The sequence below is a fragment of the Duganella sp. GW821-FHT07G03 genome (assembly GCF_059418605.1).
This window is the reverse complement of record NZ_JBWKQE010000044.1, coordinates 1-15930: the sequence shown is the minus strand read 5'-3', so window position 1 is coordinate 15930 and position 15930 is coordinate 1. Positions and strand designations below refer to the sequence as shown.

The following is a 15930-nucleotide window of genomic DNA, read 5'->3' as shown; positions in this document are numbered from 1 at the left end:
CGCGGCCCCCGGCCGCGCCGGCGCCGGCGCCGGCGCCGGTTCCAGTGCATCCAGCGCGGCGAAGGTGCCGTCCACCGTGCCTTGCGGCGGCAGCGTCTTCAGGGACACCAGGCGCAGCTTGCCGTGGCCTTGGACCATTTGCTGCAGCAGCGCGCCCATGCGGTCCGGCGCGACCAGTCCTTTTTGCGCGCCGCGCAGCTTGCCGCGCAACTCGGCGCTTTGCTGCTGCAACGCGGCCAGCCGCTCGCGCACTTCGCGGTCGGGGTCGCGGCGCGAGGCCGCATCGAGCTGCGCCAGTTCGGAATCGATGCCGCTGATCTGCACCCGCTGCTGCTGCATGGCGGCGCGCAGCGCGCGCTGGCGCGTGTAGGCCGGGTCGAGCACCAGCTGGAACACCAGGTAGGCCAGCATCGCCGCCGTGGCGCCCACCACCATCAGGCGCTCGCGCTGGTTCAGCGCCATCAGCCAGGTATCGAATCTGATCCAATAGGCTTTCATGGATGCTCCACCTTGCCGCGTTCGCCGGCGGCGGCCGACTGCAGGCTGAATTCCACATAACGCGGCGCCACCGGCGCCGACGCGGCCCCGGCCACGACGGCCTCAGCGGCAGGCTTGGGTTCATTCATTTCCAGCTGGCCGAAGCTCTTGCCGCGCAATACAGCCTCGCTGGCCAGGCCGTTCAGGTAGCCCGGCAGCAGGCTGGCCTTGAGCGCCCGCCCCTGCAAGCCGATCGCGTCGCCGCCGCCCTGGATGGTCACGCCGGTCAGCCACAGGCCTTCCACGCCGCGCCGCGCGAAGGCGCGGAAGTAAGCCGAATAGCCGCGCGTCGCGCCCGGTTGTCCCTGCTCCAGGATCGCGGCCACCTGTTGCAAATTGCGGTATTGCGCGCCGGCCTGGTCCAGTTCCTGTTGCAATGCTTCGCTCTTGCGCGGCGCCACGAAGGCGGCGGTGGCGGCGGTCCTGCGCGCTTCGCCGCGGTCCAGCCCGGCCTTGACCGTGGCGGCCTCGCTCTCCAACGCCGCCGTCTCGCTCTTGGCCATCAGCGACGCAGCGGTCAACACCAGCGCCAGCACGCCGAGGCCGGCCACCAGCACCGGCGTGCCGGCATAGTTGGTCTTGCGCTGGCTGCCAGCGTTGAACAGATTGATTTGCTGACTCATGCGCTCACCTGCTCGCGCAAGGCCGCGCCCAGGGTGCGCAGGAAGCCGGCCTGCTGCGCCGGATCTTGCAACAGCGGCGCCTGTTCCAGGTCCAGCACGCTCGCCAGGTCCAGCTGTTCCACCGGCAGGTAGAGATTGCTGGCCAGGTAGGCGCGCAAGGCGCCCTCGCCCACCGGCGCCAGCATCAGCTTGGCCACGGCGATGGTCGAGAACTGCCGCTCGAAGTGGTCCAGCGAACGTTGCAGTTCGAGCGTGATGCGGTCGTGCAGATGCTGCACGCGGTCCGGATCGGGATCGAGCAGCTGGTTCAGCGTGATGTCGATGCGGCGCGCCAGGTAGAGTTCGGCTTGATAGCTGACCGTCAGCAGGCCGCCGTCGGCGTCGAAGGCCAGCAGCGCCAGGCCGCGCCCTTCCGGTTCCAGCAGCGCCGAGATATTCCGCTGCGCCATCTCGCCGATGTCGATGGCCGACAGCGCGATCTTGTTGTCGGCGAACAGCTGCTGATAGGGCTGCAGCACACTGTTGCGGGCCGCCACCGCGAACGCCTGGCGCGCATGGTTGGAGCCGGTGGCTTGCGGCACCATCGCCATGTCGAGGGTGGCTTGTTCGAGCGGGAAATCGATCATGTCCTTGACGCGCCAGCCCAGCGCGGTTTTCATTTCCGCCTCCGGCACATTGGGCGCCTCGACCATCAGCAACTGGTAGCCGCCCGCGCCCAGCAGCGTGGTGCAGCGATAGCGGCCGGCCTGCAATTCCTTGCCCAGGCGCGCCAGGCTGGCGCCGGCCTGGTCGGCCTGGCCGGGGTAGGATGCGGCCAGCAGCACGCGCGGCAAACCACCGGTGCGGCGCTCGATCGCCGCCGCCTGCACGCCGTCCGCCGTCAGGCCGATGGCCAGCCAGCCGTTCTTCTTCTCCGCTTTTCCAAATAAACGCATCGATTGTCTCAAATGATTAAGCACGAGATTCAATGATCGCCGCACATCGTTGATTATATTCAAGTTTCATTGCACAACCGCGCCAATTTCCGGCCTTGCCTCCAGTTTGCCCTCTTATTGCACGGAACCCAAATAAAGTGACGCGGATTCAATACACTTCCCGCAAGAAAATCACCGGGCTGCGGTAAACACCGAAGGTGACCCGACCCTGGCTGGTCGGCAGCCAGGCCGGCCCGTTGATGACGGTGACGTTGGCGCCGCTCTTGCCGGTGGTGCTGCCGGCCTTCAGCGCGGCGGTGGCGGCGCCGGACCGCATCGTCAATAACGCCGGCGAATTGGGGGCCAGCGTCGGGCAGGCCAGCAGGCAGCTGGCGAATTGGAAGCTGGTTGCCGGCGTCAACGTGGTCACGCTGTCGCTGGTGTTGTAGCGCCAGGCCAGCACGCTGGCTCCGCCGACGGTGCTCTGGCCGTAGTACTGCGCCCCCAAGGCCAGCGCCACCGCCAGGCTGGATGAACCGTAGGCGTTCGGCACCAACAGGCGGCCGGACACCACCGAAATACCCGCTTCAACCGCCCCGCTACGCAGCGAGCTGACGCCGTCGTTGGGTGAGCCGGTCTCGGTGGCGCGCAGGTACACCAGTGTCGGCGTCACCCAGTTGTTGGCGTAGGGCGCGCTCGCCACAAACGGCCGTGGCAACGTGTAAACCGGCAAAGCACTGGCCACCCCTGGCGTGGTGGCGGCGAAGCTGCTGGCGGCGATGCCGTTGGCGCTGATCGCCGCGCCGGACGGACTGGCCGGCGGATTGGCGGTGGCGATGCTGCCCGCCGCCGACCAGGCCGACAGCGCCACCGCGCGGGCCAGCGCGCCGCGGTAGTTGACGGTAGGCTGCTCCTGCAAGTTCATCGCGGTGACGGTCAGATTGAACGGCTGCCCCGAATACGCCATGCCGACGGTGACCGGGCACGTCATGCCGGCCGGATCGCAGGCCATGGGCGGCGTGGCGATCGCGGTGTTGAAATGGTCCGGCACGAAGCGGCCGACGTTGACCGGCACCGAATCCACGTCGCCGGTATTGAGATAGCTGCCCTTGATATAGTTGCCGGTGGAAGGATCAGTCGCAGAGATCAGCGGCGTGATTTCCAACTCCCCGACATCGGCATAAGAAAACGCGTTACCGGTGGCGCTGCCGCCGCTGAAGGCGCCCAGGCTGCCATTCAACACCAGTTCCGCCTCGGGATTCCTCGGGGCGCCCTGCCCGTCGAAAAGCATATCGGCCAAGCGGTTGCCGAGCTGGTCCTTGGCAGCCAACACGGCCAGCCTGACCACGACCGGCGTACTTTCCTTGCCAAAGTTGGGCGCCGGCACGCCGTTGTACATCAGCGCGCTGACCGTCAGCGGGAACGCGGTGCCGGCGGTGAGGAACTGGGGATCGCTGAGCGAAGCCGGGAAGCTGGCATGGTTGCTGGACGGTGCGATCAGCACCAGTCGCTCCGGGCGTTCGACAAACGGACCGCTGGTGCCGAGGCGAGCGGTATTGTCGCTGACCAGGAATTCGATGCGGCCCACGTCGGCGTAATGGAAGTTGTACTGGCTGCTCGAGCTGGCCATGCCGCCGACCATGACCACGTCATTGAGCGCGGTCCAGGTGGACGAGTTCTGCGCCGGCTGCGCGCCGGAACGCGCGCACAGCGGCAGCGTGACGGTGGCGCCGCCGACCATGCCGAAGGTGGCGCGTACGCCGGCGTCCTGGACCGGATCGTAGCAGGACAGTGCGTACTTGATCTTGATGGTGCTGTCGGCGTTGGCCAGCGCGGTCGGCACGCCCGAGACCACGAAGGTCAGGTACATCGGCATGTCCTTATTGGCCAGGTTGGTGGTGCCGGTGAAGTTGACCAGCTTGCAGGTCTGGCCCGGATCGCCGAACGGCAGTCCGTTCACGCACTGGCCGTCGGTGACCGGCCGCTGCGAGTTCGCCGCCTCGGTGAACATATAGCTAGGCGTGAACGCCGCCGCCCCCACCAGCGAACTGACAGTCGAGGTGTCATTGCCGTCGTAGTAATCGAACAGTTGGCCGCTGACGGTGGCGCTGTTGTTCACCACGCCGCTGGCCGCGGCCGCCGTGGTCACCCGCAGCGTGATCGGCGGCAGCGTGACGCCGGCCGCCATCGCGCCGCTGTAGCTGCAGGTCAGCGTCTGTCCGTTCATGCTGCAATTCCAGCCGGTGCCGCTGGCGCTGGAGAAGATCAGCGCCGCCGGCAGCACATCGACCACCGTGGTCGGGCCGCCCTCGGTCAGCGGTCCGTTGTTGCTGACGCTGATGATGTAGTTGCTGACCTGCGAAGGCTGCAACGGCGTCTGCAAGGTCATCGAGACGGCGCGGTCGGCCGCCGGCACATTGGGCGCGGCGATCACCTCGGCGTTCAACAGCACCAGGTCCTGGCCGGACTGGTAATCGCTGCGGGCCGAGGTCTGGCCGGCCTTGATGGTCGGCGACGCGACGGTGTAGGCGTCGAAATCGATGCCATAGGACTTGGTATCGCCGTCGATATTGGACACCGAGTTGAACTGGTTGCCGGACGGATTGAGCGCATCGACCATCTCGACACCGTTGAAGAGCAGGTTTTCGCCGCCGCCCGACAGCGTGGCGTCGCCCTCCCACGTGATGTGGCCGATCTTGCCGGTCAGGCCGCCGATCGGCGTGGGGATCTTGAAGTTGGCCAGCGTCAGCGTCACCGCCGAATTGCGGATGTACTGGAAGCCTTCGTAGACGTTGAGCACCCGGAACGTCTCGCTCGGATCCGAGTACACCACCAGCAGCTGGAAGCCGCCCAACACGCCCTGCACCGCGCAGTAGGGACTGCCGCTGTTGATGGTCAGGTCGTCGATCTTGTAGACGCCGTTGCCCTTGGCCACCACCTGCGCGGTCACGTCCACCGCGCCGGCAAAGAAGTCATAGCCCACCGTGGCCGAGGTGTAGCGGCGGTTGCTGGGCGCCGACACGGGGTCGCCGTCGAAGCTCACGTCGTAGTCCGGTATCGAAGCGGAGCCGGCCCAATACAGCTGGGCGCTGAGGACGGTGGCGCCGTGCGGCACGTCGGTCAGGTGCAGGTGCTGCTGGCCGTTTTTGAGGGCGCAGGGATCGGTGTCGTTATCCTTGGCGCGCAGGGTGGTCTGGGCGCCGGTGAAGCTGACGTTGCCGGCAAAGCTCTTGAACAGCGTGATCGGCGCATCGGCGCGCGCCAGTCCGCCGGCCAGGCCGCACAGCAGCGCCAGCACACAGGCCAGCCAGCGCGGCGCGGGGTTCAGAAAATGGATGGTCGCTTGCATGTTCGCCTCCTCAGAACTGCACCGTGACCGTGCGCTCGACATAGTCGGCGCTGGTCGTGGCGGCATTCGGACACTGGCCGCCGGCCGGCTGGTTGCAGGCGGTGGCCGTGACGACGATCCGGTTCATGCTGGCGCCCATGCCCGGCGTGGGGTTGACGGTGCACTGCACAGTAACGGTAAAGGCCGACAAGGTCCCGCCTGGCGCGAAGCTGCGGCTGGCCACGCAACTGCTGTTGATCTGTTGCTGGTACAGGCCGTACTCGGCGCCGGAGCGGGCCGCCTCGTAGGCGCGCGCGCCCAGCAAGTCCAATGCCGAACTGGTGTGCTGGGTGGTGGTCAGCGTCATCATGGCCACGGCCAGCGCCGACAGTACCACCACCAGGAACAGCGCGGTGACGATGGAAACGCCGGTGGTGCGGCGGGGCGCGCTGCGGTGGGTCTTCATGGTGTGTTATCCACGTGAACCTGGCGCACCAGGTTGATGCTCTCGCCGTTGCTGCGCGCCAGCGCCAACGACACGCTGACCAATGCCGCGTTGGTATTGGCCAGCACCGTGTAATCGAAACCGCAACTCGATACCAGATTGGCCAGCAAGGCCGGCGCGCCAAACGGCGGCGCCCCCAACCCGTTCAAGTCGATGATCTGGTTGGTGAAACTGCGCGTCAGCGTGCCGCCACCGCCCGCCGCCGGCACGCAGACATAGGTGACGGTGCCGCTGACGACCTGGAAGCGGTAGTTCGGCGACGGCATCGTCGGCGACGCCGTCGCGAAGGGATTGCTGGCCAGCGTGATGCGGGTGCCGGCAACCGCGGTGACGCGCGCGGCATTGCCAAAGGTACGGGCGTCGGCCGGCGCCACGCCGACGTTGTACACCACGATCCAGTCGTTGGGCAGGATTTGCTGGCGGCCGCTGGGGGCGGCGCCGGCCATGTCGAATTGCAGGCTGGCGGCCGGGCTGAAGTCGAGCGGCAGCAGCGAGGCCGGCGGCGAATCGCCAACGTCGATATAGCGTCCGCCGGTTTTGGTCAGCTGGAATTGCAGGGTGCGGCGGTCGGCCGACACCAGCACCGAGTTGGGCAGCGCCAGCCGCAGCTCGCGCGTCATGCGGCGCAGCGTCAGGTCGGCGACGTCGGTCATGTCAACGCGCGCCGCCGTGTCGACGTAGTTCTGCACCGGCGTCTTGAGGAACACCGCCACCATGCCGGCCAGGATGCCGGTGACGACCATGACGATGACGGCTTCGACCAGCGTGAAACCGCGCGCGCTGCGCATCCCGTTCATGGCGACCTCGGCGCATAGCGCGTGCGGTAGCTGTCCAGCACCACGTTGTCGCCGCCGCTGTAGCTGACTGTTACGGTGATGCGCAGCACGCTCATATTGGCCGCCGATGCATCGGATGGAATCTGGGCGCCGGCTGGACCGAGGGTGTTGTCCGGGACGATGGTTACCGTGGCCGCGTAGCCGGCGGGGAGATCGTTGCCGGTGGCGTCCTTGGTGTAAGCCAGCGGCACGCCGAAGGCGTTCACGTAATCGTTGACGTTGTCGTAGGGGCGGGTATTGCCGGCCTCCGGGCCCACGCCTTCCGGGATCCCGCATTTGGCGGGGCTGTCCGTGGCCGGATCCTCGGCCAGCGGATCGCTGCCGTCGCAAAACGTGAAGCGGGCCAGCCGCACTTCCTCCATCAAGCTCTCGGCAATGGCCAGCGCCTGCTTGCGGCGCATCGGGTCGGGACTGGAACGCGCGCCCATGCCCAGCACCTGCAGCACGCTGACCACGGCGATGCCGACGATCACGATGAACATCACCAGCTCCACCAGGCTCAGGCCCGCCTGGGCGCGCGCGTTGAGCTTAAAAGACATAGCCGGTCACCGCCGTCACGGTCACACTGTGCGGGCCGCCGTCGCCGCTGACAGTCAACACCAGGTTGGCAAAGGTCGAGGTCAGCGTGGGCGGTATATTGGTCGCCGCGAAGGGCTGGCCGGTGGGATCGAAATAGAAAGTCAGGGCGCTGGACAGCGCCAGTCCGCCAGGCACGCCCTCGCAGGCCCAGGTGCCCAGGTTGTTGCAGTTATTGAGCGTCACGCTGGCGCCGCTGTTGGCGCCGCCAGCCGCCGTAACGCGGGTGGTGCAGGCGGCGTCGTAGCACAGCGCAACGCTGGCGCCGTTCAGGCGCACGTAGACGTTGCGGCTCTGGGCAATGGCGATCTTCTGGCCGTAACGCAGCAGCGCGCGCAGCTGGTCGGTGTAGGCGCGCGCATCGAAGCCCTTGCGGTCGAAGAAGCGCGGCGCGGCGATCGCGCCCAGGATGCCGATCACCACGATGATGACGACCAGCTCGACCAAGGTGAAGCCAGCCGGCCCCGGGGACCGGACGCGGCGCCGTGGCGCCGGACCCATCACGCCCATCTCCGGCCGGTCATGAACGCTGTATCAGCAGCCGGTGCTGACGACCGTCGCGGTGGCGCCAGCCGAGGTCGCGGCGTACGTGACGGTGCAGGTGGCGTGGCCGAGATCGCTGCGGAACACGCCAGTGGCGGCGTCGGTCATGTCGAAGTCGGTCAGTGTGAGGGCGTTCGTCATGCTGGAAACCGCCGGATAGCCGGTGGTATTGTCGACCGTGACGTTGCCGTCGAATACCGTGGTCCCGGTAGTAGGCGAACCGGCGGCCAGCCAGCGGCCATGGTACATATCGGCGGCGCTCAGGATGGCCGCGCGTGCCGAGTTGAGCTTGGCGGTGCGGGCGTCGGCGCCCAGGCCGGCGAACTTCGGCAGCGCGGTGGCGGCCAGGATGCCCAGGATCACGATCACGACGATCAGCTCGATCAGCGTAAAGCCGCCCTGCTGTGGTCGGGAACGGATGAGGCGTGCTTGTTTGGTTTGCATATGAAACTCCAGACCTGACTAAGAAATAATCATCAACGCCAGACTGCGACGGATAGCGGCAGCGGCAACTATTGAGCGACTTCATTTAGCGCGATACCGGTTTCATTCCCCGGCGGGCGCCCTGCGTTGGCGTTTTTTGAGGGCAAGCTCAGCAATTCTACCTTGAAACAAATGTTCTTTGAGGCACCATTTAACAAATTCTCTTGCGCGCTCCTCACGAATATCAGCTTTTGTTGCTGCAGATCAAAATACCAGTTGCCAGCTTTAACACTTTTGGCCGCGTCCGGCCTCAATTCGCCGGCGTAATTGTCCGGCGCGCGCTCCAGCCAGGCCACCGGATTGGCGCCGGCCAGCGCCGCGATGTCCCGGTCCCTGCCCTGCGCCTGCAACGTCACCACCTTGCCGTACAGGGCGCTGCGCAGATTGATCACCAAGGCCTGCACGCCCGCCTCGTCGCCGGCGCGGCGGTAGTACGCCACCCGCTCCAGCGCCACCATCATCAACAGGCCGAAAATGCAGGCCACCACGGCGAACTCGAACAGCGTGAAGCCCGCAGCCCGCCGCCGTTGTGGCCGCACAACACTACTGAATGCCTGGCGCGCCATCAGTGCGGCAAGGCCACTTTGCCCAGGTCCCAGATCGGCACAAAGATGCCCAGCGCCAGCACCAGCACCAGCGCACCGAGGAAGGTGATCAAAATGGGCTCGATTTGCGCGGCCAGCGTCTTGAGCTCGTAGTCGACCTCGCGCTCGTACATCTGGGCGATCTCGTCCATCAGGTCATCCAGCGAACCGGACTCCTCGCCGACCGCGATCATCTGCAGCACCACCGGCGTGAACACCTTGGCCGCCGTCGAGGTACGCAGGATGCTGTCGCCGCGCTCGACGCCGTCGCGCATCTGCTCGACGCGCGAGCACAGGTAGGCGTTGTCGACCGTCTGCGACACCACCGTCAAGGCCTGCACGATGGGCACGCCGCTGCGGCTCGACAGCGAGAAGCTGCGGGCAAAGCGCGCCATCGTGGCTTTGTGGATGATCTTGCCGGCGATGGGGAATTTCAGCTTGTGGCGGTCCCACTGGAAGCGGCCGGCGCTGGTGTTGACCCAGTAGCGGAAGCCGAACACCGCGCCGCCGGCGGCCACCAGCAGCTGCGGCCAGTAGTCGACGGTGAAGCGGGAACTGCCGATCAGCAGGCGCGTCATCAGCGGCAATTGGGCATGGAAGCTCTCGAACACCTTGACGAACTGCGGGATCACGAAGATGTTGACGATCACCATCGCGATGACCATGGCGACGATGACGAAGATCGGATAGCGGGTGGCGCTCTTGACGCGGGCGCGCATTTCGCGGTCGAACTCCAGGTGGTCGAACAAGCGCAGAAACACTTCCTCCAGGCGGCCGGTCATCTCGCCCACCCGCACCATCGACAGGTAGAAATCGTTGAACACGGCGGGATGGCGCCGCATCGCCGCCGACAGCTCGCGGCCGGCGTCGAGCGATTCGCGCAGGTCCTTGAGCACCTTGCCGAAGGCCTTGCTGATCGCCGATTCCTGCAAACCGGCCAGGCCGCGCATGATGGGCACGCCGGACTTGAGCAGCGTGTACATCTGGCGGCTGAACAACTGCACATCCATCGACGTCACCTTTTTCTCGAACAGCTTGACCCACCAGGCCTCGCCGCCGGCGGTGCCGGTGGCGGCCTTGTTGGTCAGCGCGATCTCGACCGGAATGGCGCCGGCGCCGCTCAGGTGGTTGGCCACGGCGTTGCTGTCGGCCGCCTCCAGCACGCCCTGCATCAACTCTCCGCGCGCGCCGCGCGCCTTGTAGGCATAGAACGGCACGTCACTCCTCCGTCTGGTTACTGATGCGCATCGCCTCGGCCACCGTGGTGCGGCCCTGGATCACCAGCGCCACCGCATGCCGGCGCAGGGTATCGCCCGCCATCTGCGCCGCCGCCGTGCGCAGGAAATGCGAGGGATCGGGGTCGTTGGCGGCATCGACCACGTCGCGCGTCATCTCCAGCAGCTCGTACACACCGGTACGGCCGCGATAACCCATGCCATTGCAATGCGAACAACCCTTGCCATGGAAGTAGCGCGCCTTGTCCACCTTGTCGTGCAACTCCATGCGCAGCCACTCGTGTTCGGGCGGCGTCAGCTCGTACGGCGTGGTGCAGCTTTCGCAGATCACCCGCACCAGCCGCTGCGCCAGCACCGCTTGCAGCGAACTACCCACCATGTAGCGCGGCACGCCCATGTCCATCAGGCGCAGCGGCGTGCTGGCCGCGTCGTTGGTGTGCAAAGTCGATAATACCAAGTGTCCGGTCATGGCGGCGCGCAAACCGATCTGGGCCGTTTCCTGGTCGCGCATCTCGCCCACCAGCACGATGTCCGGGTCTTGCCGCAACGCCGAACGCAGCACGCGCGCGAAGCTCAGCTCGATCTTGTCGTTGACCTGCACCTGGTTGATGCCGGGCAGCCGGTACTCGACCGGGTCTTCCACCGTGATCAGCTTTTTCTCCACCGAATTGAGCTCGGCCAGCGCGCAATACAGCGTGGTGGTCTTGCCGCTGCCGGTCGGCCCGGTCACCAGCACCAGGCCGTTGGGCCGTTGGACGATGGCGCGGAACTTGTCCAGGATGGCCTTGGGCATGCCGATCGCGTCCAGCCGCAGCTGGGTGTTGCTCTGGCTGAGCAGGCGCATCACCACCGATTCGCCGTACTGGGTCGGCATGGTCGAGATGCGCACGTCGATGCGCTGGTTCTTCACGCGCACGGCGAAGCGGCCGTCCTGCGGCAGCCGTTTTTCCGAGATGTCGAGGTCGGACATCAGCTTCAGGCGCAGCGCCAGCGACGGCGCGATCTTGATGTCGGCCTCGGTCTGCAGGTGCAGCACGCCGTCGATGCGGAAGCGGATCTGCAGCCGGCCTTCCTGCGGCTCGATGTGGATGTCCGAGGCGCGCACCTGGCTGGCGTCGTCGAACACCGATTGCAGCAGCTTGACGATGGGCGCCTCTTCCAGGTTGGCGTTGGCCGCCGCCAGCGCGCCGAAGTCGACCGAGGCGTCGCCGAGGTCCTGCTCCAGCTCGCGCGCCAGGTCGGAGATGTCCTCGGTGCGGCGGTAGATGCGGTCGATCACGGCCAGCACCTCGGTCTCGTTGACCACCGCCAGCTCGATCGGCTGCTTGACGATGCGCACGATCTCGTCGTAGGCGAACAGGTCGGTCGGATCGGACATGCCGACCAGCAGCGCGCCGCGGCGGTCCTCCAGCACCAGCGCGCGGAAGCGGCGGGCCTGGGTTTCCGGCAGCAGACGGACGATCTCGGGATTGACGTTGAAGAACTTCAGGTTCAGGTAGGGGATGTTGAGCTGGCGCGCCAGCGCGCCGGCGATCTGTTCCTCGGTGACATAGCCGTTCTCGATGAACACGCGGCCCAGCTTGCGTCCGCTGCGCTTTTGCTCGGCCAGCGCCAGGCCCAGCTGTTCCTCCGACAGCAGTTTTTGCTGCACCAAAATTTCCCCGAGCCGCACTTTCTCTGGCCTTGCCATTCCCGCTCCCTGTGATCTGCGCCGCCTGCCGGCTTGCGGCCATTCTAGTGCAGAATCCGCCGCTTGCGAGACTCCGGGCGACAGGGTGTCGCTTTCTTCGCACGAATGCGCTACAGTGTCGTTCGTTTCCCAGTCCATAGTACATAGCAAAGCCACCAGCTTCCATGACCGTTCCTGCCCTGCGCTTCCAGCAAGTCGTCAAACGCTATGGCCAGGCCAGCGTGCTGCAGGGCGTGGACCTGGAACTGCAAGCGGGCGAATGCTTCGGCCTGGTGGGCGTGAACGGCGCCGGCAAGACCAGCCTGATCAAGTGCCTGCTGGATTTCTGCGCGCTCGACGGCGGCGCCATCGACATCTTCGGCCAGCCGCACCAGCGGCCGTCCAGCCGCCAGCCGCTGGGCTTCCTGCCGGAACGCTTCAGCCCGCCCTACTACCTGACCGGCGCCGATTTCATCCGCTACCTGCTGACCTTGCAAGGCCTGGCCTACGACCCGGCCGCCGTGCGCGCCATGCTGGCCGCGCTGGACCTGGACCCGGACGCGCTCAAACGCACGGTGCGCGCCTATTCCAAAGGCATGACGCAAAAGCTCGGCCTGGCCGCCTGCCTGCTGGCGCGCAAGCCGCTGTACGTGCTGGACGAGCCGATGAGCGGGCTCGACCCGAAAGCGCGGGCGCTGCTCAAACAACAGCTGCGCCATCTGCACCAGGCCGGCTGCACCTTGTTCTTGACCTCGCACATGCTGGCCGACGTCGACGAGCTGTGCGACCGCATGGCCATCCTGCACGAAGGCCGCATCCGCTTTGCCGGCTCGCCGGCCGAATGCCGCAGCCGCTACGGCGCGGCCAACCTGGAGCAAGCCTTCCTGGCTTGCATCGCCTGAGCATGTACCAATCCCACTTCGGCCTGCGCGAATCGCCGTTCGGCATCACGCCCAATCCAGCCTTTTTCTACGCCGGCAATACCCGCGGCGAAATCCTGCAGGCCTTGCTGTATGCGGTCTGCCACGGCGAAGGCATCGTCAAGGTGACCGGCGAGGTGGGTGCCGGCAAGACCATGTTGTGCCGCATGCTGGAGCGCCAGCTGCCGCCCCATGTGGACGTGATCTACCTGGTCAATCCCAACCTCGACCCGCAGGAAGTGCAGTACGCCATCGCCGCCGAACTGGGCATCGACGGCCACGGCTTGCGCGTCGACCAGGTCCAGCGCCGGCTGCAGGCCGACCTGATCGCCCGCCACGGCCAGGGCCGGCAGGTGCTGCTGCTGGTCGAGGAAGCGCAGGCCATGCCGCTCGACACGCTCGAAGCGATCCGCCTGCTGACCAACCTGGAGACGGCGCGCAGCAAGCTGCTGCAAATCGTGCTGTTCGGCCAGCCGGAGCTCGATCAGCACCTGGCCCTGGCCAGCATGCGCCAGTTAAAAGAACGCATCACCCACAGCTTCGAGGTGCCGGCGCTGGCGCCGGCGCTGGTCGGCGAGTTCCTCGCCTTCCGCCTGCGCGCGGCCGGCCACGACGGTCCCACCGTGTTCAGCCCGGCCGCCGCCAAGCTGATCGCCGAACGCTCCGAAGGCATCGTCCGCCGCATCAACATCCTGGCCGACAAGGCCCTGCTGGCGGCCTACGCGGCCGACGCCACCACCGTCAGCGCCCACCATGCGCGCCAGGCGATCCGCGAATCGGCCTTCCGCCGGCGCGGCTGGCGCCAGACTTTCCCTTTGCACGCTGTTGCTGTGGGGGCCCTCGCGGCCCTGCTAATTTGGGCAATTTACGGCGCCATCCTTGCGGTGGCACCGAATTTGTAAGATCATGGTGTCCATATTGCAAATACACAACATCCTGCATTCCCCCTGGGCCGGAAAGAAATAATGAAAAAACTCGCCTCCCCCATCGTCCCCATGGTGTGCAGCGTGTTGCTGAGCGCGTGCGCGACCCACACCCTGCCCATCTCGCCGACCCACGTCACGGAAGCGCCACGCGCCACCGGCTCCATCCCCGAACCCGTGCAGCAGAGCGCGGCGCTGCCGCCGCCGGCCGCCGCCGCCAAGGTCGAAACCTATAGCGTGACCGTGCACAAGGTGCCGGTGCAGTCGCTGCTGTTCGCGCTGGCGCGCGACGCCGGCCTGAACATCGACATCCACCCCGGCATCGAGGGCAGCGTCACGCTCAACGCGCTCGACCAGACCTTGCCGCAGCTGCTGAACCGCATCCAGCGCCAGGTCGACCTGCGCTACGAAATCAACGGCGGCACCTTGACGGTGTTGCCGGACACGCCGGAATGGCGCAACTACAAGGTCGACTACGTCAACATCGCGCGCAGCACCAGCAGCAGCGTCAACATCGCCACCCAGATCTCGACCACCGGCGGCGGCGGCAGCAGCGGCGTCGCCTCCAATCCGGTGGCCGCGACCGGCGGCGCCGGCGGCCAGCCGCAGAACCCGACCTCGGCGCCGGCCAACAACGGCGCCAACGGCAACGGCAGCAACAATTCGACCACCGTGGTCAACAACCGTTCCGACAATAATTTCTGGTACAGCCTGGAAAAAAACATCCGCGACATGCTGCGCGCCTCCAACCTGGCCGACAACCCGGTCGACCCGCTGGGCGCGCCGGCGGCCGCGACGCCGCAGCCCAACGGCCTGGCGGCGGCGGTCGACGCCGGCGCCTTCGGCGCGCGCCCGGCCAGCGCCAAGAACGGCTCATCGGTCATCGTCAACGCCGAGGGCGGCCTGATCGCCGTGCGCGCGAGCGGCCGCCAGCATGCCAAGATCCGCGAATTCCTCGACATCGTGCTGGGCGCCGCCAAGCGCCAGGTGCTGATCGAGGCCACCATCATCGAAGTGCGGCTGAGCGACCAGTACCAGCAGGGCATCAACTGGCAATCGCTGGCCAAGGGCGGCCTCAAGCTCAACCAGGGCGCGCTGGGCCAGGTCACCATCCCCACCGCCACCAATCCCGGCGTGTTCCTGCTGAACTACACCAACCCGACCAGCCGCCTGGGCAATATCGCCGCGACCATCGAGCTGCTCGAATCGTTCGGCAAGGTCAAAGTGCTGTCCAGCCCCAAGATCAGCGTGCTCAACAACCAGACCGCGCTGCTCAAGGTGGTCGACAACAACGTCTTCTTCTCGATCAAGGTGACGCCGGCGGTGCTGGGCCAGAACGGCACGCCGATCTCGCAGGCCACCTACGAGTCGCACCTGGAGACGGTGCCGGTGGGCTTCGTCATGAGCGTGACGCCGCAGATTTCCGACAGCGACGAAGTCACGCTCAACGTGCGCCCGACCATCACCCGCATCGTCGGCTACGTCAAGGACCCCAATCCGGCGCTGGCCGACGCCAAGGTCGAGAGCCAGGTGCCGGTGATCCAGGCGCGCGAGCTGGAATCGCTGATGAAGGTGTCGAGCGGCCAGATCGCCGTCATGGGCGGCCTGATGCAGGACTCGGTCGACAACGCCAGGGACGGCATGCCGGGCCTGAGCAGCGTGCCGCTGCTGGGCAACCTGTTCGCCCACCGCAACGAGACCGCCACCAAGACCGAGCTGGTGATCTTCATGCGGCCGGTGGTGGTCAAGGACGCCAGCGTCAACGGCGACTACAAGGACTACCGCTACATGTTGCCGGGCGAAGTGCCCGACCAGGCGCCCTACCCGGTGCCGGCCCCGGCTTCCGTCCCCCACGCCAAGGCGAATGGATCATGAGTCTACTAATGCAGGCGCTCAAGAAGGCCGAACGCGCCAAACAAGGTTCGGCCAGCGAGGACGACGTCGACAAGCCGTCGGCGGCGTTCGACGCCATCCTGGCGCTGACGCCGGACGCGGCGCAGGCCGCCGCGCAGGCGCCGGCGCCGCAGCCCAACCCCGATCCGCTGGCCGGCCTGAGCCTGGAGCCGATGGCGCCGCTGGCGCCGGCCGCCAGCCTGGAAGCGCGTCCGACGCCCGATCCGCTGCCCGCGCCCAGCGACCACCAGCCGGCCGGACTGACGCTGGACCTGGCGCCCGACCCGGCCGCGGCGGCCCCGCGGCCCTGTCTCTTCTCCACATCTGACGCTGCCGACGATTCCATTCGAGTGTAGATCTC

At 66.7% G+C, this 15930-nt stretch carries 16 protein-coding genes; 4 read left to right on the top strand and 12 right to left on the bottom strand.

Annotation, left to right across the window (positions count from 1 at the left end; translation table 11 throughout):
* The 12 genes from AC07OK_RS30310 to AC07OK_RS30255 form a co-directional block, all read right to left on the bottom strand.
* Positions 1-498, bottom strand: a 498-nt coding sequence (locus tag AC07OK_RS30310) for a type II secretion system protein M (protein WP_494693761.1), incomplete at its 3' end; no start/stop codon positions are given.
* Positions 495-1160, bottom strand: a complete 666-nt coding sequence (locus tag AC07OK_RS30305; RefSeq protein ID WP_494693760.1) for an MSHA biogenesis protein MshI — start codon at positions 1158-1160, stop codon at positions 495-497. The genes AC07OK_RS30310 and AC07OK_RS30305, both read right to left, overlap by 4 nt.
* Positions 1157-2095, bottom strand: a complete 939-nt coding sequence (locus AC07OK_RS30300) for an agglutinin biogenesis protein MshI (RefSeq protein ID WP_494693759.1) — start codon at positions 2093-2095, stop codon at positions 1157-1159. Before AC07OK_RS30300 ends, AC07OK_RS30305 begins: the two co-directional genes overlap by 4 nt.
* A gap of 148 nt (positions 2096-2243) precedes the next feature.
* Positions 2244-5423 carry a DUF6701 domain-containing protein gene (locus AC07OK_RS30295; RefSeq protein WP_494693758.1) on the bottom strand — a complete coding sequence of 1060 codons (3180 nt, stop codon included), beginning with the start codon at positions 5421-5423 and terminating at the stop codon, positions 2244-2246.
* A 10-nt stretch (positions 5424-5433) separates the two neighbouring features.
* Positions 5434-5868, bottom strand: coding sequence for an agglutinin biogenesis protein MshP (locus AC07OK_RS30290; RefSeq protein WP_494693757.1), 435 nt, complete (start codon positions 5866-5868; stop codon positions 5434-5436).
* Positions 5865-6704, bottom strand: coding sequence for a prepilin-type N-terminal cleavage/methylation domain-containing protein (locus AC07OK_RS30285; protein ID WP_494693756.1), 840 nt, complete (start codon positions 6702-6704; stop codon positions 5865-5867). Before AC07OK_RS30285 ends, AC07OK_RS30290 begins: the two co-directional genes overlap by 4 nt.
* A complete protein-coding gene (locus AC07OK_RS30280) occupies positions 6701-7282 on the bottom strand; it encodes a hypothetical protein (RefSeq protein ID WP_494693755.1) in 582 nt (193 codons plus the stop codon). Before AC07OK_RS30280 ends, AC07OK_RS30285 begins: the two co-directional genes overlap by 4 nt.
* Positions 7272-7820: a pilus assembly FimT family protein gene (locus AC07OK_RS30275; protein ID WP_494693754.1), complete on the bottom strand. Its 549-nt coding sequence runs from the start codon at positions 7818-7820 to the stop codon at positions 7272-7274. Before AC07OK_RS30275 ends, AC07OK_RS30280 begins: the two co-directional genes overlap by 11 nt.
* 33 nt (positions 7821-7853) lie before the next feature.
* Complete coding sequence (locus tag AC07OK_RS30270) at positions 7854-8306, bottom strand: prepilin-type N-terminal cleavage/methylation domain-containing protein (RefSeq protein WP_494693753.1); 453 nt, start codon at positions 8304-8306, stop codon at positions 7854-7856.
* Positions 8307-8374: 68 nt separating this feature from the next.
* A complete protein-coding gene (locus AC07OK_RS30265) occupies positions 8375-8911 on the bottom strand; it encodes a type II secretion system protein (RefSeq protein WP_494693752.1) in 537 nt (178 codons plus the stop codon).
* The gene (locus AC07OK_RS30260; RefSeq protein ID WP_494693751.1) at positions 8911-10146 is read right to left on the bottom strand and encodes a type II secretion system F family protein; all 1236 of its coding nucleotides are present in this window, start codon (positions 10144-10146) and stop codon (positions 8911-8913) included. The genes AC07OK_RS30265 and AC07OK_RS30260 overlap by 1 nt, the downstream gene beginning before the upstream one ends.
* A 1-nt stretch (position 10147) precedes the next feature.
* Entirely contained in the window at positions 10148-11854 is a 1707-nt protein-coding gene (locus tag AC07OK_RS30255; protein ID WP_494693750.1) for a GspE/PulE family protein, read from the bottom strand.
* Positions 11855-12018: 164 nt separating this feature from the next.
* On the opposite strand from AC07OK_RS30255, the gene AC07OK_RS30250 reads away from it, so the two are divergent.
* The 4 genes from AC07OK_RS30250 (at position 12019) to AC07OK_RS30235 (ending at position 15925) form a co-directional block, all read left to right on the top strand.
* Positions 12019-12735, top strand: coding sequence for an ABC transporter ATP-binding protein (locus tag AC07OK_RS30250; RefSeq protein ID WP_494693749.1), 717 nt, complete (start codon positions 12019-12021; stop codon positions 12733-12735).
* Between the two features lie 2 nt (positions 12736-12737).
* Positions 12738-13655 (top strand): ExeA family protein, encoded by a 918-nt coding sequence (locus AC07OK_RS30245; protein WP_494693748.1) that lies wholly within the window; start codon positions 12738-12740, stop codon positions 13653-13655.
* A gap of 63 nt (positions 13656-13718) precedes the next feature.
* The gene (gene mshL, locus AC07OK_RS30240; RefSeq protein WP_494693747.1) at positions 13719-15551 is read left to right on the top strand and encodes a pilus (MSHA type) biogenesis protein MshL; all 1833 of its coding nucleotides are present in this window, start codon (positions 13719-13721) and stop codon (positions 15549-15551) included.
* Positions 15548-15925, top strand: coding sequence for a hypothetical protein (locus AC07OK_RS30235; RefSeq protein WP_494693746.1), 378 nt, complete (start codon positions 15548-15550; stop codon positions 15923-15925). Before mshL ends, AC07OK_RS30235 begins: the two co-directional genes overlap by 4 nt.
* The last annotated feature ends 5 nt before the right edge of the window (positions 15926-15930 follow it).